The sequence below is a fragment of the Citrobacter sp. C5_2 genome (assembly GCF_014596845.2).
Lineage (GTDB): Bacteria > Pseudomonadota > Gammaproteobacteria > Enterobacterales > Enterobacteriaceae > Citrobacter > Citrobacter werkmanii.
This window is the reverse complement of the sequence record NZ_CP115032.1, coordinates 146,809-171,356: the sequence shown is the minus strand read 5'-3', so window position 1 is coordinate 171,356 and position 24,548 is coordinate 146,809. Positions and strand designations below refer to the sequence as shown.

Genomic DNA, 24,548 nt, shown 5'->3' with positions numbered 1-24,548 from the left:
CAACGCAGCGAATCTCAGGAGCGTACATAAGTACGTGACTGGGGTGAGCGAGGAAAGCCAACGCACATGCAGCTTGAAGTATGACGGGTAGATAACAACCATCATAACGGGCGAGGGTGACATGGCTTATTCCGGTAAAGTGAATATCCAGCAGGCGATAGACGACAGTCCTTTTTCACGCTTTCATTGGGTGATTATTGTCCTGGGCTTTCTGGTGTTAGCCATTGACGGCTTCGATACGGCGGCGATGGGTTATATTGCGCCCACGCTCTCTGCTGACTGGGGCATCCAGAAGCAGGATCTCGGGCCTGTTTTAAGCGCCGCATTATTGGGTCTCTCATTTGGCGCATTATTAGCCGGACCGATTTCCGATCGGATGGGCCGTAAGCGCGTACTGGTCTTTTCCTGCCTGTTCTTTGGCCTCGCCAGTCTCGGCACCGCCTATGCACAGACGCTGAATATGTTAACGTTCTGGCGCTTCCTCACCGGGCTTGGACTCGGCGCAGCAATGCCCAATGCCATTACCCTGGTGTCAGAATTTGCGCCCAAACGCTGCCGTTCGATGGCAATAAACACCATGTATTGCGGCTTTCCATTAGGGGCTGCGGGCGGTGGCGTCATCTCGTCCTGGCTGATCCCCAACTACGGCTGGCACAGCGTGCTGCTCGCTGGCGCAATCGCCCCACTGACGCTCACCGTGCTGTTGGTGCTGTTCCTGCCGGAGTCGGTTAAGTATTTGGTGCACCGTGGCAAAAGCGTTGCGCAGGTGAAACGTATTGCCCAACGCTTTATGTCGGGCAGTCTGGAACAGGTCACCCAGTTTTATTTGGATGAAGACAAGGTTACGGTCAAAAAAGGCAGCGTGGCGCAGTTGTTCAGTATGCCCTGGCTGCCGGGCACGCTGATGCTGTGGATGACCTACTTTATGGGGCTGGTTATCTATTACGTACTGCTGAGCTGGATGCCCACCCTGATGTTGGGCATGGGCTATCCACTGGCGGAATCGGCCTGGTTAACTTCGCTGTTTACCTTCGGCGGTACGGCCGGGATCCTGCTGGCCGGTTGGTTAATGGATCGCTGGGAAGCACATAAAGTGGTATCACTCGGCTTTATTCTGACGATGCTGTTTGCCCTCGCCCTCGGGTTTGAGCATAACCATATCATCCTGTTCGGCGCCCTGATCTTCCTGATGGGGATTACCATGAACGGTGCGCAATCCGGGCTGCAGACGCTGGCCGCAACGTTCTATCCTACCCACTGCCGCGCGACGGGTATCGCGTGGATGCAGGGCGTGGGTCGATTCGGCGGCGTGGCCGGAACGATGATGAGCGCCCAGTTGCTTTCCCTGCAATGGCAGGCTGATAGTATCTTAATGTTCCTTAGCCTTCCCGCGCTACTGGCAGCTGCGGCCACGATTTACAAGCTGCAACGCTATAAACCGCGCGCGCTGACCGTCGCATAGTACCCGCTGTTTCTGCTATTCTGCCCCCCGTTATTAAGGGGGCAGTATGCTTAACATCGTTTTATTCGAACCAGAAATCCCGCCAAATACCGGCAATATTATCCGTCTTTGTGCCAATACCGGCTTTCGTCTGCATATTATTGAGCCAATGGGCTTTACCTGGGACGACAAGCGCCTGCGTCGCGCAGGCCTGGATTACCATGAATTTACCGCTGTGCTGCGCCACCCTGATTACGCCGCCTTCGTCGCCGCAGAAAACCCGCAGCGTCTGTTTGCCCTGACCACCAAAGGTACGCCAGCGCACAGCGCAGTAAGTTATCAGGATGGGGATTATCTTATGTTTGGCCCGGAAACACGCGGTCTGCCAGCCAGTATCCTCGACGCTCTGCCGACCGAACAAAAAATTCGTATTCCGATGATGCCGGACAGTCGTAGCATGAACCTGTCAAATGCGGTGTCAGTGGTGGTGTATGAAGCCTGGCGCCAACTGGGATATCCCGGCGCGGTATTACGCAGTTAATTTGTGTCGGATGGCGGCTACGCCTTATCCGGCCTACAAATCCCACGTAGGCCCGGTAAACGCAGCGCCACCGGGCATGGCTCGAAATCAGATGCCATCGCCGTATTCGAACGTATGATGTATCCCATTGAAATGCTGATCCATATCCATGGACGGCTTATCGCTGTCAGGCTTGCCGACAATGCGTGCCGGGACGCCTGCGGCGGTAGTATGTGGCGGTACGGGTTGTAAAACGACGGAACCCGCGCCAATCTTCGCGCCGCGCCCGACTTCAATGTTGCCGAGAATTTTCGCGCCCGCGCCAATCATCACCCCTTCACGAATTTTTGGATGACGATCGCCGCCCGCTTTACCGGTCCCGCCAAGCGTAACGGATTGCAAAATAGAGACGTCATTTTCAATCACAGCGGTTTCACCCACCACAATACCGGTGGCGTGATCGAGCATAATCCCACGGCCAATTTTTGCCGCCGGATGAATATCTACCTGGAAAGAAACAGATACCTGATTTTGCAGGAAGATTGCCAGCGCCTGACGCCCCTGATGCCATAGCCAGTGGCCGATGCGATAGGCCTGAAGCGCATGAAAGCCCTTCAGATACAGAAGTGGGGTGGAATATTTGTCGACGGCCGGGTCGCGCGTGCGTACCGCCTGGATATCACAAGCCGCCGAAGCAATCATTTCGGGATCGGCCGCGTAGGCCTCTTCCACAACTTCGCGAATCGCAATGGCAGGCATGATTGGAGACGCGAGCTTATTCGCCAGCATATAGCTCAGCGCGCTACCGAGGTTTTCATGCTTGAGCAGCGTTGCGTGGTAAAAACTGGCCAGCATAGGCTCACATTCCGCCAGTGCCCGGGCTTCCGCTTTAATGTTTTTCCAGACGATATCCAGTTCTTCACACGGCATTGCGTACTCCAGAAGGTAGCAAAACGACCGACCCGTTCTTCGCGGGCCGGGTCGTTATATTCAACAGTTCCTTACAGCTAGTGGCGGCTCAGCTCATCCTTGCGTGCACGGCCTAATAACGTTAATGCTGCCTCGCGCGCATTTTTTCCGCAATACAATACTTGATAAATTTCCTCGGTTATTGGCATCTCAACACCAAAACGGTGCGCCAATTCACGAACTTCTTTCGTATTGCGGTAGCCTTCCACCACCTGACCAATCTTGTCCTGCGCCCCCTGCACGTCCATCCCCTGGCCGAGCATCATGCCAAATCGACGGTTGCGCGATTGGTTGTCGGTACAGGTCAGCACCAGATCGCCTAAACCCGCCATCCCCATAAAGGTGGCAGGATCGGCACCCAGCGCCGCGCCAAGACGCGACATTTCGGTCAGTCCACGGGTGATCAATGCGGTTCGCGCATTGGCGCCAAAACCGATGCCGTCGGACATTCCCGCGCCAATCGCAATGACGTTTTTCACCGCGCCGCCAAGCTGCACGCCAATGAAATCCGGGTTGCTGTAAACGCGAAAGCTTTTGCCGCAGTGCAGCAACTGCTGGAGATCGTCAGCAAAAGTATCATCCGTTGAGGCCAGAGAAATCGCCGTCGGCATACCCGCCGCCAGCTCTTTGGCGAACGTCGGGCCGGAGATGACCGCCAGCGGAATAGAATCCCCCAGCGCTTCACGCGCCACATCCTGCAACAGACGCCCTGTTTCCGCTTCCAGACCTTTTGTCGCCCAGACCAGACGCGCATCAGGACGCATCAGCGGTTTGATGTTACGCAGCACTTCGCCAAAGACGTGGCTCGGCACCACCACCAGAATATTACGGCTGGCGGCCAGCGCAGTGGCTAAGTCACTTTCCAGGCGCAGCGTGTCGGGAAAAGGCACATCAGGGAGGAACGCGACGTTGCAGCGATCGTGCTCAAGGGTCGCGATATGTTTTGGATCATGGCCCCACAGGACAACCTGATGGCCATTTCTTGCCAGGGTAATGGCAAGAGCGGTGCCGTACGAGCCGGCACCAATCACAGTCATTGAAGCATTACGTTGGTTCATCAGGCATCCTGATGTTCTTCAGTACCTTCGCCAGCCTGCTGCTGTAAATAGTTCATGAACAGCGCATCAAAGTTGACCGGCGCAAGGTTCAGTTGCGGGAACGTACCGCGTGAAACCAGGCTAGTGATGCATTCGCGGGCATACGGGAACAGAATGTTCGGGCAGTATGCGCCGAGGCAATGCGCCATCTGAGTCCCTTCGATACCGCTGATGGAGAAAATACCGCCCTGCTGAACTTCACACAGGAACGCCGTTTCTTCGCCAAGAGCAGCCGTTACGGTGACACGCAGCACGACTTCATACACGTCATCTGCCAGTTGGGTAGATGCGGTATCAAGATCAAGTTTAACCTCTGGCTGCCAATCTTTCTGGAAAACATGTGGTGCATTTGGCGCTTCGAAAGATACATCCTTGGTATAGATACGTTGGATCTGGAAAGCCATTTCAGTGTTATTTTGTTCTGACATGTTTAGAAAACCCTTAGTGTTGTCCTTTAAATACTTTCAGTACGCCTTATCGCAGCAGGGGATCCAGTCCACCACGCGCATCCAACGCATACAAGTCGTCACAACCGCCAATGTGCTGTGCATCAATAAAAATCTGCGGAACCGTCGTACGGCCACTGCGTTTGATCATCTCTTCACGCTTTACGGCATCGCCGTCAATCGGAAGTTCCTGGAAACTCACACCCTTGCTGTTCAACAGCGCTTTTGCACGATGGCAAAACGGGCAGGTTGCTTTGGTGTAGATCTCAATATTGGCCATGACTTATCTCCAGTGTTCTTTTTACCCTGCGGCATGAAAGAAGACGGGTAAATTACTTGCCGCGAACCAGTGGCAGATTCTCACCACTCCAGCCCGCTACGCCGTCTTTCAGTACGGATACCTGCTCAAAACCGGCTTTAATCAGCGCAGTTGCTGAATCCTGGCACTGCATGCCTGAACCATCAACCACAATCACAGGTTTGTTTTTGTGTTTTTCAAGCTCGCCAAAATTGTTGGCTTTGATTTCGCTCGGCAGCAGGTTAGTGGAGCCTGCGATATGGCCTTTGCGGAAGTCGTCGCGCTGGCGTAAATCCACAACAACGGCGTCTTCTTTATTGATGAGACGTGTAGCTTCGCCGCGAGTAATCACCTTCACTTTTGAGGTCAGGCTCTTAAACGTGGTAAATAATACAGCCGCCAGTAACGCAATCCAGGCGATACTCAAGACAGGGTGGCGACTAACAAATTGCATAATTTCTTGCATGGGGGGTAACAACTCCCGACTAGTGATTAAAAAAACCAGGAAAGGAGTATACCTGCGCGTTGGCGCAAATACAGCCAGAGCGTGCATTGGATTGCATTTTTGCGGGGCGCTACGGAAAAAAAAATGTAAATCGGTGTTCCCCCTGGCACGCGATCCCCCATTATTTGATCTTCGGGGGCTACTTTATCGATTCAGCTGTAGTAAAATTACGCAATTATTTTTTATCTATGAGTGTGAGGTTGTCGCAATGTCGGTTTCTAAAAAACCTATGGTACTGGTGATTCTGGATGGCTACGGCTATCGCGAAGACAGCCAGGATAACGCCATTTTTACTGCTAAAACCCCGGTAATGGATGCGCTGTGGGCAAAACGTCCGCATACCCTGATTGATGCGTCTGGTCTGGAAGTCGGCCTGCCCGATCGCCAGATGGGCAACTCCGAAGTGGGTCACGTCAACCTGGGAGCGGGCCGTATCGTGTATCAGGACCTTACCCGTCTGGATGTCGAAATCAAAGAGCGTACGTTCTTCGCTAACCCAGTGCTGACCCACGCGGTCGACCAGGCAAAAAATGCCGGAAAAGCGGTACACATCATGGGTCTGCTCTCTGCTGGCGGCGTTCACAGCCACGAAGATCACATCATGGCGATGGTAGAACTGGCCGCTGAACGTGGTGCCGAAAAAATTTATCTGCACGCTTTCCTTGATGGTCGTGATACCCCGCCGCGCAGCGCTGAACATTCACTGCAGAAATTCGAAGAGAAATTTGCCGCGCTGGGCAAAGGTCGCGTAGCCTCCATCATCGGTCGTTACTACGCTATGGACCGCGACAACCGTTGGGATCGCGTAGAACAGGCTTACGATCTGATGACGCTGGCGAAGGGCGAGTTCCAGTTCGCTACGGCGGTTGAAGGCCTGCAGGCTGCTTATGCCCGCGACGAGAACGACGAATTCGTCAAAGCGACCGTGATCCGTGCCGAAGGTCAGGCAGAAGCTGCTATGGAAGACGGCGATACGCTGATTTTCATGAACTTCCGTGCTGACCGTGCGCGTGAAATCACTCGCGCATTCGTTAACGCTGACTTCGATGGCTTCGCCCGTAAGAAAGTCGTTAACCTCAACTTTGTGATGCTGACGGAATACGCGGCCGACATCAAAACTGCGGTGGCTTACCCACCAGCATCTTTGGCCAACACCTTCGGCGAGTGGATGGCGAAGAACGAAAAAACGCAGCTGCGTATTTCCGAAACCGAAAAATATGCGCACGTAACCTTCTTCTTCAACGGCGGCGTAGAAGAGCCGTTCACAGGCGAAGACCGTATCCTGATCAACTCGCCGAAAGTCGCGACCTACGATCTGCAGCCGGAAATGAGCTCTGCTGAACTGACCGAGAAGCTGGTTGCAGCGATTGAGAGCGGTAAATACGACACCATCATTTGTAACTACCCGAACGGCGACATGGTTGGCCACACCGGCGTGATGGATGCAGCGGTTAAAGCGGTTGAAGCGCTGGACCATTGCGTTGAGCAGGTAGCGAAAGCCGTTGAATCCGTTGGCGGACAGCTGCTGATCACCGCAGACCACGGTAACGCAGAGCAAATGCGCGATCCGTCTACTGGTCAGGCGCATACCGCGCATACCAACCTGCCGGTTCCGCTGATTTATGTCGGTGGTAAAAACGTTAAAGCGGTCGAAGGCGGTAAACTTTCAGATATCGCCCCAACGATGCTGACGCTGATGGGTATGGAAATCCCGCAAGAGATGACTGGTAAGCCGCTGTTCATCGTGGAATAATCCCTCCCCATGAGGGGAAAGGCGATTAATACCATCACTCGGGCCGTGAAACTGCCAAAGTTTTCAGTCAGGCCCTTGTTCTACGCCAGCGCGCTTAGCGCTGGCGTATTGCTGTGCGCCTTTTCCGCCCACGCGGACGAACGCGATCAGCTCAAATCTATTCAGGCCGATATCGCGGCAAAAGAACGCGCGGTACGCCAACAGCAACAACAACGTTCCACTCTCCTCGCTCAGCTTAAAGCTCAGGAGCAGGCCATTGCCGTCGCCGCAAGGCAACTGCGCGAAACGCAAAACTCACTGGCACAGCTGAACGCACAAATCGCTGAGATGAACGCCGCGCTCGCGAAGCTGGAAAAACAGCGGGCAGCGCAAGAGCGCAGCCTGGCAGCCCAGTTAGACGCCGCGTTTCGCCAGGGTGAACACACCGGTCTTCAGCTCATCCTTAGCGGCGAAGAAAGCCAGCGCGGACAGCGTCTGCAGGCCTATTTCGGCTACCTGAACCAGGCGCGGCAAGAAACTATCGCGCAGCTGAAACAAACCCGCGAAGAGGTCGACTCACAAAAAGCCGAGCTGGAAGATAAGCAGAGCGAACAGCAGACCCTGCTGTACGAACAACGCGCTCAGCAGGCTAAGCTGGAGCAGGCGCGTAACGAACGTCAGAAAACACTGTCGGGTCTGGAGTCATCGATTCAACAGGGCCAGCAGCAACTGGGCGAAATGCGCGCTAACGAATCCCGTCTACGCAACAGCATTGCTCGCGCTGAAGCCGCGGCCAAAGCGCGCGCGGAACGTGAAGCGCGCGAGGCGCAGGCCGTACGTGATAAGCAGAAGTATGCGTCACGAAAAGGCTCGACCTACAAGCCGACCGAAAGTGAAAAATCACTGATGTCCCGTACCGGCGGCCTGGGATCGCCGCGCGGCCAGGCATTCTGGCCTGTTCGCGGCCCAACGCTGCATCGTTATGGCGAACAACTGCAAGGTGAGCTACGTTGGAAGGGTATGGTTATTGGCGCATCCGAAGGCACCGAAGTTAAAGCCATTGCCGATGGTCGCGTCATTCTGGCGGACTGGTTGCAGGGCTATGGTCTGGTCGTCGTGGTTGAGCACGGTAAAGGCGATATGAGCCTGTACGGTTATAACCAGAGCGCGTTGGTCAGCGTCGGTACGCAGGTTCGCGCCGGGCAGCCTATTGCGCTTGTGGGTAGCAGCGGCGGTCAGGGCAGGCCGGCACTCTATTTCGAAATTCGTCGCCAGGGTCAGGCGGTCAATCCACAGCCGTGGTTGGGAAGATAAGTTTTGCCTCAATTTCGTCGTCTATTACTCTCTCTTGCCAGCGTGCTGGCCTTCGCAACACCTGTTTTTGCTGGCAAACTCGCCATCGTTATTGATGATTTCGGCTATCGTCCACAAACTGAAAATCAGGTACTGGCGATGCCTTCCACCATCTCCGTTGCCGTTTTACCCAATGCTCCACATGCGCGTGAAATGGCGATTAAAGCGCATAACAGTGGGCATGAGGTGTTAATCCATCTGCCGATGGCGCCGCTGAGCAAACAACCGTTAGAGAAAGATACTTTGCGCCCGGAAATGAGCAGCGAAGAGATTGAACGCATTATTCGCGACGCGGTAAGCAAAGTGCCGAATGCCGTGGGGCTGAACAACCATATGGGCAGTGCGATGACTTCCAGCCTGTTTGGCATGCAGAAGGTGATGCAGGCGCTGGAACGTTACGATCTCTACTTTCTGGACAGCATGACCATCGGCAACAGCCAGGCCATGCGCGCAGCGTCAGGAACCGGTGTGAAGGTCATCAAACGCAAAGTCTTCCTGGATGACACGCAAAATGAAGCTGACATTCGTCGTCAGTTTACTCGCGCCGTCGATCTTGCGCGCCGCAACGGCTCAGCGATCGCCATTGGACACCCTCATCCTTCCACGGTGCGAGTATTACAGCAGATGCTTTATAATCTGCCAGCCGATATTACGCTGGTTCGTCCGGGCAGCCTGCTCAATGAACCGCAGGTCGATACCTCCAGACCTACTAACCTCACGCAACCGAATAACGGCGCACCGCGTAATCCTTTCCGCGGTGTGAAATTGTGCAAACCGAAACAGCCGTTAGAACCCATTTACGCCAGTCGATACTTCACCGTACTCGGTGAAAGCATCGCCCAAAGCACGCTGGTGCAATATATGCGCCTGCAGTGGCAGGGCTGGCAATAATCAGTCGTTAAGATCCAACGTTAAATGGGCCAGGCGGCGCGGCGTCAGTGATTTATCGCGCCACTGGCTAAAGCGGATGGCCCACAGCAGCACCTGATAACCCAGCTTAACGCTGCAGATATTACTCACCATCCGTTTGAACATACCCGACACAAATACTTCAGCAATCATACGCTGGCGGATTTTTTCGTCCGGCTCTTTACGTATGCAATGACAAACGCGTAGCGCTTCGTAAATCACCTGCTGTTTGAATTCCGGGTAAATGGGAATGCGCCCGGCGTACTCATGATTCATTTTGTCGAGCAGGCGGGTAATCTTGATGTAGTGACGCTGATAGGCGAGGTTCTTCAGCCCGGTACGCGGCAGACGACTCACGGACGCGCCGTGCAGGAAGTATTTGTACAATGGGACTTCCGTGTAGCGTGCGCGTTTCGCATTAAACATAAACTCCGTGGTCCAGATGATATCCTGGTGATGCAGGCCAGACAGGAAGGTCAGCCCTGCGTCGCGGATGGTCTGATGACGGTAAACGCCCATCCAGACAACGTGCCGCCACCGACGACTGGCTAACGCTTTGCGTAACCAATCTGGCCCGGTCATCACGCCGGTAGAACGAATTCGATCGGTAGGAATAGATGTCCAGGTTTTACCCGTCTCGGCAATACACCAATCAGCGTTGCATTGCGCAACATCCAGATTGTCCTGCAACGCCATCTTCATCAACGTTTCATACATTTCCGGATAAGCAATATCATCACCGTCAACATAAGCGATGTACTCGCCCCTGGCGACTTCCATGCCGGTATTACGCGCCGCTGAGACTCCCCCGTTCTGCTGATGCAGTAGATGAACGTGCGGATAACGATCCGCATACGCCTGTGCGAGCTGTGCAGAGTTATCCGTAGAGCCATCATTAACAATGATGATCTCCAGATTTTTCCACGTTTGCGCAATCAGCGAATCCATACACGCAATGAATGGTTCACCCGTATTGTAAAGCGGCATAATGACGCTCAATAGGCCGGGGGTATAGGTCATATCAAATCCTGCCAAACAGTATAATTAACGGCAATTTCTAACATATTTAGCGGTAATTCTTCAGAGAAAATTTCTCAAACCTTTAGCGGAAAATGCGCCTGACGAATGAGCGCAGCAAACAAAAAAAATCCCCGGAGAGTTAACGATAGTCAACATCCGGGGACGGCGTGCAGAATCCACTACGTGGATACGGTTAATCCCAGCTCAGGATCACTTTCCCTGACTGCCCTGAACGCATCGCGTCAAAGCCTTGCTGGAATTCATCGATGGAGAATCGATGGGTGATAATTGGCGACAAATCCAGACCAGACTGAATCAGAGCGGCCATTTTGTACCAGGTTTCAAACATCTCACGACCGTAGATGCCTTTAATAAACAGCCCCTTAAAGATAACTTTAGTCCAGTCGATGGACATATCAGATGGCGGAATACCCAGCATAGCAATACGGCCACCGTGGTTCATGGTATCCAGCATAGCGCGAAACGCTGGCGGCGCACCGGACATCTCCAGGCCTACATCAAACCCTTCGGTCATGCCCAGCTCAGCCATCACGTCGGTCAGATTCTCTTTCGATACGTTGACCGCGCGGGTGATACCCATTTTGCGTGCCAGCTCAAGGCGATACTCATTCACGTCGGTGGTCACCACGTGGCGTGCGCCAACGTGCTTCGCAACCGCCGCCGCCATAATACCGATTGGGCCCGCGCCGGATACCAGCACATCTTCTCCCACCAGATCGAACGACAGCGCCGTGTGCACCGCATTACCGAACGGATCGAAGATGGACGCCAGATCATCGGAGATATTGTCCGGGATTTTAAACGCGTTAAATGCTGGGATCACCAGGTATTGTGCAAAACAACCAGGACGGTTTACACCGACACCGGTTGTATTGCGACACAGGTGCGTACGCCCACCGCGGCAGTTACGGCAATGCCCACAGGTGATATGACCTTCGCCAGAAACGCGATCGCCGATTTTAAAGCCTTTAACTTCCTGACCAATGCCAACAACTTCGCCGACATATTCATGCCCCACGACCATCGGAACCGGGATGGTTTTTTGCGACCAGTCATCCCAGTTATAAATGTGAACGTCAGTCCCGCAGATGGCTGTTTTACGGATTTTAATCAGCAAATCGTTATGGCCGACTTCCGGTTCAGGAACGTCGGTCATCCAAATGCCCTCTTCCGCTTTCAGTTTGGATAACGCTTTCATTTCACATCCTCAGGCAATAACGCCCAGTTGTTTACCAATGCGTGTGAACGCCTCAACAGCACGCGTAATCTGCTCAGGGGTATGCGCTGCAGACATCTGAGTACGGATACGCGCCTGGCCTTTTGGAACCACTGGATAGAAGAATCCAGTAACGTAAATCCCCTCTTTTTGCAGCTCACGGGCAAACTCCTGCGCCACCACCGCATCACCCAGCATAACCGGGATAATCGCGTGGTCCGCACCGGCTAAGGTAAAGCCTGCGGCAGACATTTGCTCGCGGAACTGGCGCGCGTTCGCCCACAGGCGATCGCGTAGTTCGCTATCTTGCTCGACCATTTCCAGCACTTTAATGGAAGCAGCCACAATCGCCGGAGCCAGTGAGTTGGAGAACAGATAAGGGCGGGAACGCTGACGCAGCCACTCAACGACCTCTTTACGGGCCGCGGTGTAACCACCGGATGCGCCGCCGAGCGCTTTACCCAGCGTACCGGTAATGATGTCCACACGGCCCATCACGTCACAGTATTCATGAGAGCCACGACCATTTTCGCCGACAAAGCCGACCGCATGGGAGTCATCAACCATGACCAGCGCATCGTACTTGTCCGCCAGATCGCAGACGCCTTTCAGGTTCGCAATCACGCCATCCATAGAGAACACGCCATCGGTGGCAATCAGGATATGACGAGCCCCCGCTTCGCGCGCCTCTTTCAGACGCGCTTCCAGCTCGACCATGTCGTTGTTGGCGTAACGGAAACGCTTCGCTTTACACAGACGAACGCCATCAATGATTGAAGCATGGTTCAGGGCATCGGAGATGATCGCGTCTTCTGCGCCCAACAGCGTTTCAAACAGGCCGCCGTTGGCGTCAAAGCAGGAAGAGTAAAGGATGGCATCTTCCATACCAAGGAAAGCCGCCAGTTTTTGCTCCAGTTGCTTATGGCTGTCCTGGGTACCGCAAATAAAGCGTACCGAAGCCATACCAAACCCGTGAGAATCCATACCCGCTTTTGCCGCGGCAATCAGTTCCGGGTGGTTAGCCAGTCCCAGATAGTTGTTCGCACAAAAGTTAATAACGTGGCTTCCATCTGCCACGGTGATATCCGCCTGCTGGGCAGATGTAATAATGCGCTCTTCTTTAAACAATCCTTCCGCACGTGCGGTTTCGAGATCGTTGGTTAACTGTTTGTAAAAATCCCCACGCATTTCAATTCTCCAGACTGGGCAAATTTCAGCACATATTACCCAAAGCTATACATTGATACGAGATGACGCATCATCACTTCTTCAAAATGAAGCATAAATCACGCGTACCCGCACAGCTTATCGGTGAATGGCTGAAGCCTGGACCATGTAGTGATATGATAGAAGTATTCGTGTCTGAGATTGTCTCTGACTCCATAATTCGAAGGTTACATTTATGATCATCGTTACCGGCGGCGCGGGCTTTATCGGCAGCAACATCGTTAAGTCCCTGAATGATAAAGGCATCACCGATATTCTGGTGGTGGACAACCTGAAAGACGGCACTAAATTTGTTAACCTGGTGGACCTGAATATTGCTGACTACATGGATAAGGAAGACTTCCTGATCCAGATTATGGCTGGCGAAGATTTCGGCGATATCGAAGCGATTTTCCACGAAGGCGCATGCTCTTCCACCACCGAGTGGGATGGCAAGTATATGATGGATAACAATTATCAATACTCCAAAGAGCTGCTGCACTACTGCCTGGAGCGCGAAATTCCGTTCCTGTACGCCTCTTCCGCCGCGACTTACGGCGGTCGTACGTCTGATTTCATCGAATCCCGTGAATATGAGAAACCGCTGAACGTCTATGGCTACTCAAAATTCCTGTTCGACGAATACGTGCGTCAGATCCTGCCAGAAGCCAACTCTCAGATTGTTGGCTTCCGCTATTTCAACGTCTACGGACCGCGCGAAGGCCACAAAGGCAGCATGGCAAGCGTCGCTTTCCACCTCAATACCCAGCTTAACAATGGCGAAACACCAAAACTGTTCGAAGGCAGTGAAAACTTCAAACGTGATTTCGTTTATGTTGGCGATGTGGCGGCGGTAAATCTGTGGTTCCTCGAAAACGGGGTATCCGGCATCTTTAACCTCGGCACCGGTCGCGCGGAATCTTTCCAGGCCGTTGCCGATGCAACGCTGGCGTACCATAAAAAAGGCAGCATTGAGTACATTCCATTCCCGGAAAAACTGAAAGGCCGCTACCAGGCATTTACTCAGGCAGATCTGACTAACCTGCGCGCAGCGGGCTATGACAAGCCGTTTAAGACCGTTGCCGAAGGCGTAACGGAATATATGGCCTGGCTGAACCGCGACGCGTAAGAAGTTAGCATGAAAATACTGGTGATCGGCCCGTCATGGGTGGGCGACATGATGATGTCGCAAAGTCTCTATCGCACGCTCAAGGCGCGCTATCCCCAGGCGATAATCGACGTGATGGCACCGGCGTGGTGCCGTCCGCTGCTGTCGCGTATGCCTGAAGTCAACGAAGCCATCGCCATGCCGCTGGGACACGGCGCGCTGGAGATCGGCGAGCGCCGTAAGCTCGGTCATAGCCTGCGTGAAAGACGCTATGATCGCGCCTGGGTGCTGCCGAATTCTTTTAAATCCGCTTTGGTGCCGTTTTTTGCTGGCATCCCCCATCGTACCGGCTGGCGTGGCGAGATGCGCTACGGCCTGCTAAACGATGCGCGCGTGCTGGATAAAGAAGCATGGCCGTTGATGGTCGAGCGCTATGTGGCTCTGGCCTATGATAAAGGCGTGATGCTGACGGCCAAAGATTTGCCGCAGCCTCTGCTATGGCCGCAGTTGCAGGTCAGCGAAGGTGAAAAATCCCTGACCTGTAGTCAGTTCTCTCTTTCTGCCGAACGCCCCATCATCGGTTTTTGCCCTGGTGCGGAATTTGGTCCGGCGAAACGCTGGCCGCATTACCACTATGCGGAACTGGCGAAACAATTAATCGATGAAGGCCATCAGATTGTGTTGTTTGGCTCTGCAAAAGACCACGAAGCCGGAAATGAGATCCTCGCTACGCTGAGCCTTGAACAGCAGGCCTGGTGCCGCAATCTGGCGGGTGAGACACAGTTGGAGCAGGCGGTCATTCTTCTCGCCGCCTGCAAAGCGGTTGTCACCAATGATTCTGGATTAATGCACGTTGCCGCCGCGTTGAATCGACCTCTGGTAGCATTATATGGCCCAAGTAGTCCGGACTTTACCCCGCCGTTGTCGCACAAAGCGCGAGTCGTCCGCCTGATTACGGGCTACCACAAAGTGCGTAAAGGCGATGCAGCAGAAGGCTATCATCAGAGCCTGATCGACATTACTCCTCAGCGCGTACTGGAAGAACTTAATGACCTGTTGTTACAAGAGGAAGCCTGACGGATGCGGGTTCTGATCGTTAAAACATCGTCTATGGGCGATGTGCTGCATACGTTGCCCGCATTAACCGATGCGCAGCAGGCCATACCGGATATTCACTTTGACTGGGTGGTGGAAGAAGGGTTCGCTCAGATACCCTCCTGGCATTCGGCCGTTGACCGCGTGATTCCGGTAGCGATCCGCCGCTGGCGTAAAGCGTGGTTTTCAGCGCCGATTAAAGCTGAGCGTAAAACGTTCCGCGATGCGGTCCGTTTACTGCAATATGACGCGATAATTGATGCGCAGGGGTTGGTAAAAAGCGCAGCGCTGGTTACTCGTCTGGCTCACGGGATCAAGCATGGTATGGACTGGAGCACGGCCCGTGAACCGCTGGCGAGCCTGTTTTATAATCGCAAGCATCATATTGCCAAACAACAGCATGCCGTAGAACGTACGCGTGAATTGTTTGCGAAAAGTCTGGGATATAACAAACCGCAATCGCAGGGTGATTACGCTATCGCTCAGCATTTTTTGACAGAAGTAAATGCTGATGCAGGGCAATATGCGGTGTTTCTGCATGCCACGACCCGTGATGATAAGCACTGGCCGGAAGCCAACTGGCGGGAGCTGATTGGCCTGTTAAACAATGCAGGCATACGCATTAAACTGCCCTGGGGAGCCGCGCATGAAGAAGCGCGTGCCAGGCGACTGGCGGAAGGGTTCCCTTACGTTGATGTCCTGCCACGAATGAGTCTGGAAGAGGTCGCCCGTGTTCTCGCAGGGGCCAAATTTGTAGTATCGGTTGATACAGGCCTAAGCCATTTAACCGCCGCATTGGATCGCCCAAATATTACGCTGTATGGCCCAACTGATCCGGGACTGATTGGGGGATATGGGAAAAACCAATATACACAACAGAGTCATTCCGGAAAATTGCAGGATCTGAATGCTAGTTTAGTCAACGCATCGCTGGTTGATAATAATTTGCTTTAACTTTAAGAGATGAACCATGCTTCACCAACACATGTTTTCTCGCTTTATATATAGTATAAAAAATAATCCATTCGATTTTGTATACTGCTTATTTTATGCTGGGATACTTGCTACTCTCGGGATGGTGCTGGTCAATCCAGATGAAGCGCTGAAGATATTTATTTTCTCCACGGCTCTGTCTCTGCCTCTTATAGGTAAAAACTTAAAGTATGTATGCAGTGAGAAAAAGAATCTGGTTTTGCCTTTTATGTTGCTGCTCTTCGGTTTGCTCCAGATTATTTGGGTAGAAATATTTAAACAACCAGGCTCGGCCTTTACCGGAGCCTACCGCTCATATCAGAACGGTGGCAAAGTGATGCTGTTTGCCGCGCTGGTGATGACCGCGCTAACATCACGAGCTCCGTGTGCCAATAAAACCCGCATCACCAGTATCTGGGTGATTCTTACGGCAATCGGTTTGTATCTTTTCGCGGGATATGAACTTGTGAATCAGCCTGATTTATTAAGCTATCGTTTGGCACTCGGATTTGAACACCAAACTGGTACAGCTTATGCACTAACATTGATTGGCTTATTGGCATCTCAGGCCATCATCAACCTGCGTATAAAACATACCGTTTCACTGTATCTGTTACATTTTTTGATATCGCTGGCGGTGATCATTACCACGCAAACTCGGGCGGCTATTTTGGTATACCCGATCCTGAGTATCGGCCTGTTTCTCATGTACTATCGTCATAACCGGGCCATGATGATCAAAGCGTTATTGGGCTTCGTGATACTGGTTGGGTTAGCGTCAATTCCGCTTAAATCAATTATTGAAAATCGTTACCAGAACATGATGGTCGATTTGCATTCCTACAGTCAGAACAATAGTAATACCTCTATTGGCGCGCGGCTTGCAATGCAACGAGCAGGTATTGAGTCAGGGAAAGTACATCTCGAGGGGCAATCACTTGAACAACGTGGTGCAGAAATTCAGCAACTTGCTGTGCAAGATACCTCGCTACAAGGGGCGCTTGAGTTCCTTAACGTTCACCTGCATAACGAAATCGTTGATACCTTTTCGCTAAAGGGCATCCCCGGAGTTGTTGTGCTACTCTTGCTCTATACCGCTATGTTTTTAAGAGCTTACTGGCAACGTAGTCCTCTGTTGTTTGTCATTTCAGGCGCTATCGCTATCTATGGCCTGAGTGATTTATTATTATATGCCAAAGGTGAAGCCTTGAGCAGCGTACTGGCGTTATGCGTAGCAGTAATGCTGAGTTCGAATTCCGACGAGAGAACAATGCCATGATTAACGCTTCAGGTTATTTGCTGAGCATAATTATTCCCACTTATAACAATGCTGAACTCATCACAGCGACGTTGGCGTCTATCCATCAGAGCATTACTGATGAAGTGGAGGTAATAATTGTGAATGATGGCTCAACAGATTTAACGGAAGAGCGTATCAAGGCATTTTATCGTGAGCATAACTGCAACAACGTTAAATATATAAACCAAAAAAATCAAGGTGTTGCAATCACCCGTAACGTTGGGCTTGCCCATGCAACGGGAAAGTATATTGGTTTTATCGACAGCGATGACATTGTCTGTAAGGATTATTTCACTATTCTCCTCCCTAAACTGAGGGAGGAAAAATATGATATCGTGGAATTCAACTTAACCAGGGATATCAAAAATCTGTATCAGAACAAACCTGGTGCAAAGCATGCTTTAGCCGAACACGAAATTATTTTGGCTGATGATAACTATGCTCCCCTGTTGCCAACTTTCCGTGCCGGGCAATGGCATCTTATGACAAAAATCTTTCATCGCGACATTATTGGCAACGATCGATTCGAAGAACATCGTCGATATGAAGACATGATTTTTTGTCCCTTTCAATACTTTAAGTGTCATTACATATTAAAGATAGAAAATAAATTATATTACTATCGGGTAAATGAAAAAAGCATTACCGAAAACATTATTGATAGCGATGCGGACAGCATCTTCTTTGCTATGCGAAAAATGTATAACTATGTGAATAAAAATAACGAAAAACGTACTGTCGCCACATTAATGATCATCAATTGTTTTCTGGAAGGCCGCAAACTTTTACGTAAAAAGAAAGGCTACTATCGTTATAACGAAAGTATGTTAAATGACATTCAGAATGCACTTGCATGCTGCGATACCAAAATCGTTAAAAACAAAATAATCCTTAAGATGAAATATCCGCATATCGACCGTTCAATTTCTGAAATAAGATACAAGATACTATCTGCATGCAAAAATTTATTTTTTCGAAAGGGATTTTAACATGTTTGATAAAGTCGACCGTGTTCTTATTTGCAAGCTCAAATTTTATGGTGATGTTCTATTAACAACACCTGTCATTGCCAGCATTCAGGCTCGTTATCCTCATGCTAAAATCGATCTGCTTCTTTATAAAGATACAAAATCAATTTTGGCAGCAAATGAAAGTATTAATGAGTTTTATCTCATTGAGAAAAAGAAAGGCCTTTTAGATACAGTAAAAAATTATCTTTCAGTGCGCCAACAGCTGAAAAAAAACCACTACGACCTGATCGTTAATTTAACCGAGCAGTGGCCGATTGGCGCTCTTATTGCCTCATTACGTCGCCCCTCAATTGCATTTGAGCGTGATAAGAAACAATGGAACAAGCTTTTTTCACGGGTTACACCGCTGACCGGTACGCACATAGTTGAACAAAATCTCTCCATTCTAAAAGGTGTTGGGTTTAGCGAGACTGATCTGAAAAAAGAGATGTCACTGCACTACCGCCGGGATGATTACCACTATTTGGTTTCCCAACTTCCGGCATTACCTTCACAAAAATATGTCGTTATTCAACCTACTGCCAGACAAGAATTCAAATGTTGGGATGATGATAAATTTGCCCATGTGATTGACTATCTGCATCAGCGTGGCCTGCATGTTTACCTAACCTGTGGGCCAGCATTGAGTGAACAACAGCAAGTCCAGCGTATTGCTGAACAGTGTCAATCATCACCTGACCTGACACTGGCAGGCAAAACAACCTTCCTGCAATTGGCCGCGTTGATCGACCATGCGGTTCTTTACATCGGGGTCGATTCTGCGCCTATGCATATGGCGGCAGCATTAGGAACACCACAGGTTTGCCTGTTTGGGGCAACCAATTATCAGCAATGGAGACCATGGTCAGATAATGCTGTATTGATTTGGGCTGGCGATTACCATCCCATGCCTCCCAGAGATGAACTCGACAGGTCAAAAAAATATTTAACATGGATACCGGAGCAAGCCGTGATTGACGCTATCGATAGGGTACTTCATGATAGTGGCGATAATAAAGGCAATGAGAAAGCATAGATGGACAACAAAAAAAACGTTATTAATATTGCTTACTGTACAGATGCCAATTATCTGGAATATGTAGCAGTGTCCATTATGTCTGTCATAATGAACAACCCTGGACAAGACTTGTCATTTTTCGTTTTTGTCTATGACGTCTCAGACGACGAAATCAATAAACTGCGCGCAACCAGCGATAAAATTCAGGTTATCAATATTGATAAAGAAGAGATTGAGAAATATAACAATGACTTTGCAATCAAACACCTGAACCGTTCAACCTATATGCGCCTTGCCGTTCCGCGCTTATTAAAAGATAAAGTTGAGTACTTTATCTATTTAGATGCAGACACTCTGTGTTTCGATAAACTCAATGATATTAACAGTATTGATATCAGTAACGTCATTTGCGCAGTCAGCCACGACTCGCTCGATATCCATGATACAAAAAATGCCAAACGCCTGGGTCTCAGTACGGGTCATTACTTCAATGCTGGTTTTTTGTATATTAATATCGCAAATTGGATTAAATTCGACATCGAAAACAAAGCTAATACTGTGCTATTTGAACAAGGGAAAACTCTACCTTACTTTGATCAAGATGCTCTGAATATTGCAATGGATGGCAACGTCAAATTTATTGATAATCGATGGAATTTTTTGTTTAACTGGTTTAACGACCAACAAAAAGAGAGTTTCTTCTATCGAAAAGATATCCTGCCACGCATTATCCATTTCACCGGTGGACGAAAGCCATGGTATAAAGAACACACTGGGCTTTCACAGCAACTGTATCTTTTCTACCATCATTTCACACCATGGCAGAACACAGAAATGCGCTCTTATGCTCCACGAATGAGACCTACTGATTATCGGGTTTACTCACGTCAGGAAGCCAAAAGAGGAAATTACTGCGCTTCTATCAAATGGTATCTGAAATATCTCAAGACAAAACTACGCTAAATAAAAAACTCCCTTTCGGGAGTTTTTTTACTTACTTTGTAACTTTGCACGTAAATAGCCGATATAGCTAATTACTGAAGCGAAATACTTTCCTTGTAGCCTTTCATGCCGTGATTTCTTTTTGTATTGCTTTGGTGTTCTGGCTGGTAACAAAGGAACATCAGCCCATGGAGAAGACTTCCACGCTTCAACAAAATACAGTGCTGAAGGATAGTTAGCCCATGAATTCCATGGCTTGGTAACGCCTATATAATGAATCAAAATGGTTTCAGGCGTTATAAACTCTTTATATTTTGAAATATCTTTGCTCTTAAGCTCTTGTTTAATACCATATATTGCATCATAAATTCGTGGTAAGAAAATAGTTTTCCCCAAAAACATGATATTCAAAACATCCTGGTCAAGAAACGCAAATTTCTTAGTTTTATCTAACAGAGTAGAAAATGCTTTAGAGAAAAATTGTTGTTCCTTCCATTCCTTTAAATTAGCAAAAATAACCCCAGCATTAAAATATTGCTCATTAAACTCTGGAACATTAAGACGAGTAGCGGCATATGAGCGACTATCATCAACATCCTGGATAACGGCAGCAACATGATGCTCAAATTTGATATTCGTTAAATCAATCAACGAACCCTTACATACCACATCGGCATCAATATAGAGCAAACTATCGATTTTTTCACTAAGATATTCAAATGCAATAAATCTAAAATAAGTCGCATGAGACCAGGCATTTCCACATGGCAAGACCTTTAGTCCTTCAGCATTCATTACATAGACAGTTATATTAGTAGCAAATTTTTTTGCTAGTTTTTCAAGCCGTTGTCGATAATCTGAATCAATATAATCAGTAAAAAGGTGAAAATGAATGCTGATATCTTGATTATGTAGTAAAACGGACGACATCGAAACTGCCGCCCCGAACATAAAATTCTGATCAACCCCCCATGCAATATTCAGCTGCGGGGTATGATCTGTTGGAGCACCAAAGATCTCAATGGTATCCTTGATAGACTGATGACAATCAAAATTCATGTACTACACCTTTTTTATGCTATCTGAAAATTATCTGCACAACAGACTAGTGCGACCGTGCATTATGTAGTTTATTTTTTATATACATAACATGACTTAGCACAGAACGGATATATTTTCGCTGCACTCTTTCATGTCGTGACTTACGTTTATACAACTTGGCTGTGTTTGCGTTTAACAGAGACTTTTCCGCCCATGCGGATTTCTGATATGCATCAATAAAAAACTTAGCCACCGGGTATTTAGCCCATGAATGCCATGGTTTAGTGACGCCCACATAGTGAATTAATACCGTATCATCGGTAATGAAATCCTGATAAATCTTATCGTTTTTATTTTTGAGCTCCTGATCAACGCCATAAATGCAGTTAAAGTCTCTTCTCAGGAAAATAACATTCCCGACAAACAAAATATTGAGTACGTCCTGGTCGAAATAAAGCAATTCTTTTTGGCGTTTGTCTAATATAGAAAATGCTTTAGTTAACAACTGCTGCTCACGCCATACTTCGAGATTCGCAAATACAACACCCGAATTAAAATACCCATTACTCAGTTCAGGGATACCGAGTCTGGTACCGGATTTAATTCGCACTTCATCAACATCATTAATAACAGCTGCATATTCCCCACAGAAATTAATCTCAGTAAGTTCCCGTAGAGAACCTTTACAAATGACATCGGCATCCAGATACAGTACCGAGCTTAATTCGGTGCTTAAATATTCAAATGCAAAGTAACGATAGTACATTGCATAAGTCCAGGCTTTCGTGCTCGGCAGTTCACGAAATGCAGCATTATCGAAAACAAGGACAGTCACGGTCGTACTGTACATTTGTGTCAGTCGTTTTATGCTTTCCAGATAGTCGTCATCAATATAGTCAGTGGCGATATAAAAATGGATATCAATATCAGGATTATTCACTAATACTGAGGTCATAGAAATGCCTGATCCAAACAAAAAATTACGATCAACACCATACGCAACGCTTAGTTTTTTACTCTTGTCATGCGTAGAGCTGTCGATGATATGTTTTTGAATGATCAACTTCTGGAAATCGATGTTCATAATAAAATAGCCTCAAACTTCATGTGTAATTTATAGCGCTTTTCTTATTGTTCTTTGTCTTATTTTTTGCGCTTTTGTGACAGCCTGTTCAAACAACCTGACTTCCTGACGAAAGATTTCACGTAATGGCATCGAAAAATAGACACGTAAAAAACGGTAGATATCTCTGGACGTTAGACCAATTTCCAGTGAGGAGAAATAGAGCCCGATCAAATCCTTATCCCGCCAGCGGCGTGGTACCTGCTGGCGTATTTGAGCACGATGTAGATCAATCACAGAAAGTTTGATATCCGCAACATCTGCTGGCATCGGCTGTTGGAGCAGGAAGTGGCAAATATAACAATCCCGATGATTTACCCCACCTCGATGCATTTTACCCACCATTTCCGCCACGCGGGTAATAATGGTCCGTTTTAATACAAAATCGGGCCGTTCAACTCCCCAGTTGGCGCAAAAATCTTCAAGACTGATGGCAGGAGAAAGATCCTCGGTGATAATAAATGAGGTTCGCTCTAACGGATTCAGCCCTTTCTGTCCAAAAGCAACCCCCGTCATTGTATCCACATTCAGTGCTTGCAAACGATGAATCGCCAGCCACTCCCGGTCGGCGCCAAGCACAGGCATGCGCAGAGAAATAAGGTTTTTCACCACTTCTTTAAGCGTGGTCCCATGATGATATTTAAGAAAGTAACCTTTTCCCATCATCTCAAAACGCAGGGTACGCCGAGTTTCCAGAGCGCGAAAAACCTCGCCATCCAGCTTAGTGACTTCCGTGAACGGGTCTTTTCCTTGCCATTGCGTGGCAAATGGTTCTTTCAATTCAATCATTTTCGAGACCTAAAATGATATCTGCAGCTTTATCTGCCAGACTGTAGAGATCTTCTGTATCAGCAAAATGTCGCGCATTTCCAGCCCAACGACTTCTCTGCTCATTATTTTGCAGCGCATCGAAAAGCGCTGTATTCAAATTTTCCTGCGCAAAAGGTTCAGGAATCACCACGCCGCATCGGGCGGCAGTGATATAACCTGCGTAGCCGCATACCTCAGTAGTTAATACTGGCAGCCCGGCAACTACGGCTTCTAGCAAGACAATACCAGCGGCTTCCTGAACTGCCGGGTGAAGCAATAAATCAGCAGCGGACATCAATTCAGCGACATCATCTCGCCCCGAGAAGAATTGCACATGCTTTTCAATACCCAATTGGCGGGCCAGAGCACGATAACGATCGGCCTTATCCTGACCAACAACCATCAACTGAGTACGGTGACGTATAGTCTCAGGTAAAGAAGCCAACGCGTGTAAGCTTCTTGGCACACCTTTACGCTTGAAATCTGATCCGACCTGCAGAAGCAGGAACTGATCGAGAGCAATACCATTCTTTTCTCTGACAATCTGCCTGCTGTTTTCAGGTTGCAGGCTGTATTTTCTGTCTGGGTAGATACCTGGCGGCAGAATACGAAAACGCTGGCTCTCGGTATGATAATGCTGTTTGAAATCACCGATTTGCTTATCGGTTAACATCAAAAGCGTGGTACCGGAACCTTGTTGAAACGTCGCTTTTTCAAATGCAGAGTAGTGCCGATACCGACGCGTCAACTTATAGAAGAAGCCCTTCTCGCGGGCGACCTTTTCCGCATAGCAAACGTCGGCGGCGTAATACACATCCAACCCAGGCATTTTATTAAAACCAACGATACGATCGACGGGATGCTGACTTAAATAATTCTGAACCCACTGATAATATTGCTCGTTTTTCCCATGATTAGTTCTGGCTGTGACGGGTACGAGTATAATTTCGAGTCCTTCCGGACGTTCGCCCTGCCATGACTGGGTAAACACCTGGACATGATGACCTCGTGCAGCAACCGTGAGCGCTACTCGCAGAAAATCACGCTGTAGCCCACCATAGGGAAAATACTTGTACAAACAAAAAGCAATATTCATGCATTAATATCCGCATCGCGTCGCCAGGCATAGCAGGTCTGATACATCCAAAGTTTACCGCCCATGTTTTCGAAACGTTTCTGCCGGCTAGCTACCTGAAATTGCGCAGTAGTATATCATTTATTATCACGCATTCCGAAACGAATATTTTTTGAACAAAATAAAGAAATAAATCATTAAAAACAAAAAGATATAAAATTAACGCATTCACCTTAAAACACGCGCCGCACAAGACGTTAAGCCGCGTCAGTACGTTCATAGGCATTTTTAAAAATGCCGCCGATTAAAACAGTGCCGCGA

Annotated in this window: 24 protein-coding genes; 12 read left to right on the top strand and 12 right to left on the bottom strand. The window is 49.2% G+C overall.

Annotation, left to right across the window (positions count from 1 at the left end):
* Positions 1–121: 121 nt before the first annotated feature.
* Positions 122–1,462, top strand: a complete 1,341-nt coding sequence (locus ICA20_RS00850; protein WP_038635303.1) for an aromatic acid/H+ symport family MFS transporter — start codon at positions 122–124, stop codon at positions 1,460–1,462.
* A gap of 46 nt (positions 1,463–1,508) precedes the next feature.
* Complete coding sequence (gene trmL / locus ICA20_RS00845) at positions 1,509–1,982, top strand: tRNA (uridine(34)/cytosine(34)/5-carboxymethylaminomethyluridine(34)-2'-O)-methyltransferase TrmL (protein ID WP_038635307.1); 474 nt, start codon at positions 1,509–1,511, stop codon at positions 1,980–1,982.
* Between the two features lie 87 nt (positions 1,983–2,069).
* Here the strand turns inward: trmL and cysE are convergent, their stop codons facing one another.
* The 5 genes from cysE to ICA20_RS00820 form a co-directional block, all read right to left on the bottom strand.
* Complete coding sequence (gene cysE / locus ICA20_RS00840; RefSeq protein ID WP_016154965.1) at positions 2,070–2,891, bottom strand: serine O-acetyltransferase; 822 nt, start codon at positions 2,889–2,891, stop codon at positions 2,070–2,072.
* Positions 2,892–2,968: 77 nt separating this feature from the next.
* Positions 2,969–3,988, bottom strand: coding sequence for an NAD(P)H-dependent glycerol-3-phosphate dehydrogenase (gene gpsA / locus ICA20_RS00835; protein ID WP_038635310.1), 1,020 nt, complete (start codon positions 3,986–3,988; stop codon positions 2,969–2,971).
* Entirely contained in the window at positions 3,988–4,455 is a 468-nt protein-coding gene (gene secB, locus ICA20_RS00830) for a protein-export chaperone SecB (RefSeq protein WP_038635313.1), read from the bottom strand. The genes gpsA and secB overlap by 1 nt, the downstream gene beginning before the upstream one ends.
* A 46-nt stretch (positions 4,456–4,501) precedes the next feature.
* Positions 4,502–4,753, bottom strand: a complete 252-nt coding sequence (grxC, locus tag ICA20_RS00825) for a glutaredoxin 3 (RefSeq protein ID WP_003024152.1) — start codon at positions 4,751–4,753, stop codon at positions 4,502–4,504.
* 52 nt (positions 4,754–4,805) lie between these two features.
* Positions 4,806–5,237, bottom strand: coding sequence for a rhodanese-like domain-containing protein (locus ICA20_RS00820; RefSeq protein WP_003024148.1), 432 nt, complete (start codon positions 5,235–5,237; stop codon positions 4,806–4,808).
* Positions 5,238–5,484: 247 nt separating this feature from the next.
* On the opposite strand from ICA20_RS00820, the gene gpmM reads away from it, so the two are divergent.
* Genes gpmM through ICA20_RS00805 form a run of 3 tightly spaced genes read left to right on the top strand, consistent with a single transcriptional unit; the run spans position 5,485 to position 9,252 of the window.
* Entirely contained in the window at positions 5,485–7,029 is a 1,545-nt protein-coding gene (gene gpmM / locus ICA20_RS00815) for a 2,3-bisphosphoglycerate-independent phosphoglycerate mutase (RefSeq protein WP_038635319.1), read from the top strand.
* 33 nt (positions 7,030–7,062) lie between these two features.
* Positions 7,063–8,322 (top strand): murein hydrolase activator EnvC, encoded by a 1,260-nt coding sequence (envC, locus tag ICA20_RS00810; protein ID WP_230592282.1) that lies wholly within the window; start codon positions 7,063–7,065, stop codon positions 8,320–8,322.
* 3 nt (positions 8,323–8,325) lie between these two features.
* Positions 8,326–9,252: a divergent polysaccharide deacetylase family protein gene (locus tag ICA20_RS00805; RefSeq protein WP_038635324.1), complete on the top strand. Its 927-nt coding sequence runs from the start codon at positions 8,326–8,328 to the stop codon at positions 9,250–9,252.
* Here ICA20_RS00805 and ICA20_RS00800 read toward each other — a convergent pair whose 3' ends face one another.
* The 3 genes from ICA20_RS00800 to kbl all read right to left on the bottom strand — a co-directional run bounded on the left by ICA20_RS00800 (position 9,253) and on the right by kbl (position 12,715).
* Positions 9,253–10,290: a glycosyltransferase gene (locus tag ICA20_RS00800; protein ID WP_038635327.1), complete on the bottom strand. Its 1,038-nt coding sequence runs from the start codon at positions 10,288–10,290 to the stop codon at positions 9,253–9,255.
* Positions 10,291–10,483: 193 nt separating this feature from the next.
* Entirely contained in the window at positions 10,484–11,509 is a 1,026-nt protein-coding gene (gene tdh, locus ICA20_RS00795; protein ID WP_038635329.1) for an L-threonine 3-dehydrogenase, read from the bottom strand.
* A gap of 9 nt (positions 11,510–11,518) precedes the next feature.
* Positions 11,519–12,715, bottom strand: coding sequence for a glycine C-acetyltransferase (gene kbl, locus ICA20_RS00790; RefSeq protein ID WP_038635332.1), 1,197 nt, complete (start codon positions 12,713–12,715; stop codon positions 11,519–11,521).
* Positions 12,716–12,929: 214 nt separating this feature from the next.
* On the opposite strand from kbl, the gene rfaD reads away from it, so the two are divergent.
* From rfaD to ICA20_RS00755, 7 genes are read left to right on the top strand one after another with little or no spacing between them, the layout of a single operon-like run.
* On the top strand, positions 12,930–13,862 hold the full coding sequence (gene rfaD / locus ICA20_RS00785) for an ADP-glyceromanno-heptose 6-epimerase (RefSeq protein WP_003827312.1): 933 nt from the start codon (positions 12,930–12,932) through the stop codon (positions 13,860–13,862).
* Positions 13,863–13,871: 9 nt separating this feature from the next.
* Entirely contained in the window at positions 13,872–14,918 is a 1,047-nt protein-coding gene (gene rfaF / locus ICA20_RS00780) for an ADP-heptose--LPS heptosyltransferase RfaF (RefSeq protein ID WP_038635335.1), read from the top strand.
* Between the two features lie 3 nt (positions 14,919–14,921).
* Entirely contained in the window at positions 14,922–15,890 is a 969-nt protein-coding gene (rfaC, locus tag ICA20_RS00775; protein WP_038635338.1) for a lipopolysaccharide heptosyltransferase RfaC, read from the top strand.
* A 16-nt stretch (positions 15,891–15,906) separates the two neighbouring features.
* The gene (locus ICA20_RS00770; protein ID WP_129694900.1) at positions 15,907–17,187 is read left to right on the top strand and encodes an O-antigen ligase family protein; all 1,281 of its coding nucleotides are present in this window, start codon (positions 15,907–15,909) and stop codon (positions 17,185–17,187) included.
* Positions 17,184–18,197, top strand: coding sequence for a glycosyltransferase family 2 protein (locus tag ICA20_RS00765; protein WP_038635340.1), 1,014 nt, complete (start codon positions 17,184–17,186; stop codon positions 18,195–18,197). The genes ICA20_RS00770 and ICA20_RS00765 overlap by 4 nt, the downstream gene beginning before the upstream one ends.
* 1 nt (position 18,198) lies before the next feature.
* Entirely contained in the window at positions 18,199–19,254 is a 1,056-nt protein-coding gene (gene rfaQ, locus ICA20_RS00760) for a lipopolysaccharide core heptosyltransferase RfaQ (protein ID WP_038635343.1), read from the top strand.
* Complete coding sequence (locus tag ICA20_RS00755) at positions 19,255–20,199, top strand: glycosyltransferase (RefSeq protein ID WP_038635346.1); 945 nt, start codon at positions 19,255–19,257, stop codon at positions 20,197–20,199.
* A gap of 27 nt (positions 20,200–20,226) precedes the next feature.
* On the opposite strand, the gene ICA20_RS00750 is transcribed toward ICA20_RS00755, so the two are convergent.
* The 4 genes from ICA20_RS00750 to ICA20_RS00735 are packed head-to-tail and all read right to left on the bottom strand — an operon-like array spanning position 20,227 to position 24,248.
* Positions 20,227–21,237, bottom strand: coding sequence for a glycosyltransferase (locus ICA20_RS00750; protein WP_038635348.1), 1,011 nt, complete (start codon positions 21,235–21,237; stop codon positions 20,227–20,229).
* A 46-nt stretch (positions 21,238–21,283) separates the two neighbouring features.
* Positions 21,284–22,303 (bottom strand): glycosyltransferase, encoded by a 1,020-nt coding sequence (locus ICA20_RS00745; RefSeq protein WP_038635351.1) that lies wholly within the window; start codon positions 22,301–22,303, stop codon positions 21,284–21,286.
* Between the two features lie 30 nt (positions 22,304–22,333).
* On the bottom strand, positions 22,334–23,131 hold the full coding sequence (rfaP, locus tag ICA20_RS00740; protein ID WP_038635354.1) for a lipopolysaccharide core heptose(I) kinase RfaP: 798 nt from the start codon (positions 23,129–23,131) through the stop codon (positions 22,334–22,336).
* Positions 23,124–24,248, bottom strand: coding sequence for a glycosyltransferase family 4 protein (locus ICA20_RS00735; protein WP_069323707.1), 1,125 nt, complete (start codon positions 24,246–24,248; stop codon positions 23,124–23,126). Before ICA20_RS00735 ends, rfaP begins: the two co-directional genes overlap by 8 nt.
* Positions 24,249–24,548 lie beyond the last annotated feature (300 nt).

Excerpts from the sequence above, each read along its gene's own strand:
- ICA20_RS00850 (WP_038635303.1), top strand. The coding sequence starts at position 122 with ATGGCTTATTCCGGTAAAGTGAATATCCAGCAGGCGATAGACGACAGT.
- trmL (WP_038635307.1), top strand. The coding sequence starts at position 1,509 with ATGCTTAACATCGTTTTATTCGAACCAGAAATCCCGCCAAATACCGGC.
- cysE (WP_016154965.1), bottom strand. The coding sequence starts at position 2,891 with ATGCCGTGTGAAGAACTGGATATCGTCTGGAAAAACATTAAAGCGGAA.
- gpsA (WP_038635310.1), bottom strand. The coding sequence starts at position 3,988 with ATGAACCAACGTAATGCTTCAATGACTGTGATTGGTGCCGGCTCGTAC.
- secB (WP_038635313.1), bottom strand. The coding sequence starts at position 4,455 with ATGTCAGAACAAAATAACACTGAAATGGCTTTCCAGATCCAACGTATC.
- grxC (WP_003024152.1), bottom strand. The coding sequence starts at position 4,753 with ATGGCCAATATTGAGATCTACACCAAAGCAACCTGCCCGTTTTGCCAT.
- ICA20_RS00820 (WP_003024148.1), bottom strand. The coding sequence starts at position 5,237 with ATGCAAGAAATTATGCAATTTGTTAGTCGCCACCCTGTCTTGAGTATC.
- gpmM (WP_038635319.1), top strand. The coding sequence starts at position 5,485 with ATGTCGGTTTCTAAAAAACCTATGGTACTGGTGATTCTGGATGGCTAC.
- ICA20_RS00800 (WP_038635327.1), bottom strand. The coding sequence starts at position 10,290 with ATGACCTATACCCCCGGCCTATTGAGCGTCATTATGCCGCTTTACAAT.
- tdh (WP_038635329.1), bottom strand. The coding sequence starts at position 11,509 with ATGAAAGCGTTATCCAAACTGAAAGCGGAAGAGGGCATTTGGATGACC.
- kbl (WP_038635332.1), bottom strand. The coding sequence starts at position 12,715 with ATGCGTGGGGATTTTTACAAACAGTTAACCAACGATCTCGAAACCGCA.
- rfaD (WP_003827312.1), top strand. The coding sequence starts at position 12,930 with ATGATCATCGTTACCGGCGGCGCGGGCTTTATCGGCAGCAACATCGTT.
- rfaF (WP_038635335.1), top strand. The coding sequence starts at position 13,872 with ATGAAAATACTGGTGATCGGCCCGTCATGGGTGGGCGACATGATGATG.
- rfaC (WP_038635338.1), top strand. The coding sequence starts at position 14,922 with ATGCGGGTTCTGATCGTTAAAACATCGTCTATGGGCGATGTGCTGCAT.
- ICA20_RS00770 (WP_129694900.1), top strand. The coding sequence starts at position 15,907 with ATGCTTCACCAACACATGTTTTCTCGCTTTATATATAGTATAAAAAAT.
- ICA20_RS00765 (WP_038635340.1), top strand. The coding sequence starts at position 17,184 with ATGATTAACGCTTCAGGTTATTTGCTGAGCATAATTATTCCCACTTAT.
- rfaQ (WP_038635343.1), top strand. The coding sequence starts at position 18,199 with ATGTTTGATAAAGTCGACCGTGTTCTTATTTGCAAGCTCAAATTTTAT.
- ICA20_RS00755 (WP_038635346.1), top strand. The coding sequence starts at position 19,255 with ATGGACAACAAAAAAAACGTTATTAATATTGCTTACTGTACAGATGCC.
- ICA20_RS00750 (WP_038635348.1), bottom strand. The coding sequence starts at position 21,237 with ATGAATTTTGATTGTCATCAGTCTATCAAGGATACCATTGAGATCTTT.
- ICA20_RS00745 (WP_038635351.1), bottom strand. The coding sequence starts at position 22,303 with ATGAACATCGATTTCCAGAAGTTGATCATTCAAAAACATATCATCGAC.
- rfaP (WP_038635354.1), bottom strand. The coding sequence starts at position 23,131 with ATGATTGAATTGAAAGAACCATTTGCCACGCAATGGCAAGGAAAAGAC.
- ICA20_RS00735 (WP_069323707.1), bottom strand. The coding sequence starts at position 24,248 with ATGAATATTGCTTTTTGTTTGTACAAGTATTTTCCCTATGGTGGGCTA.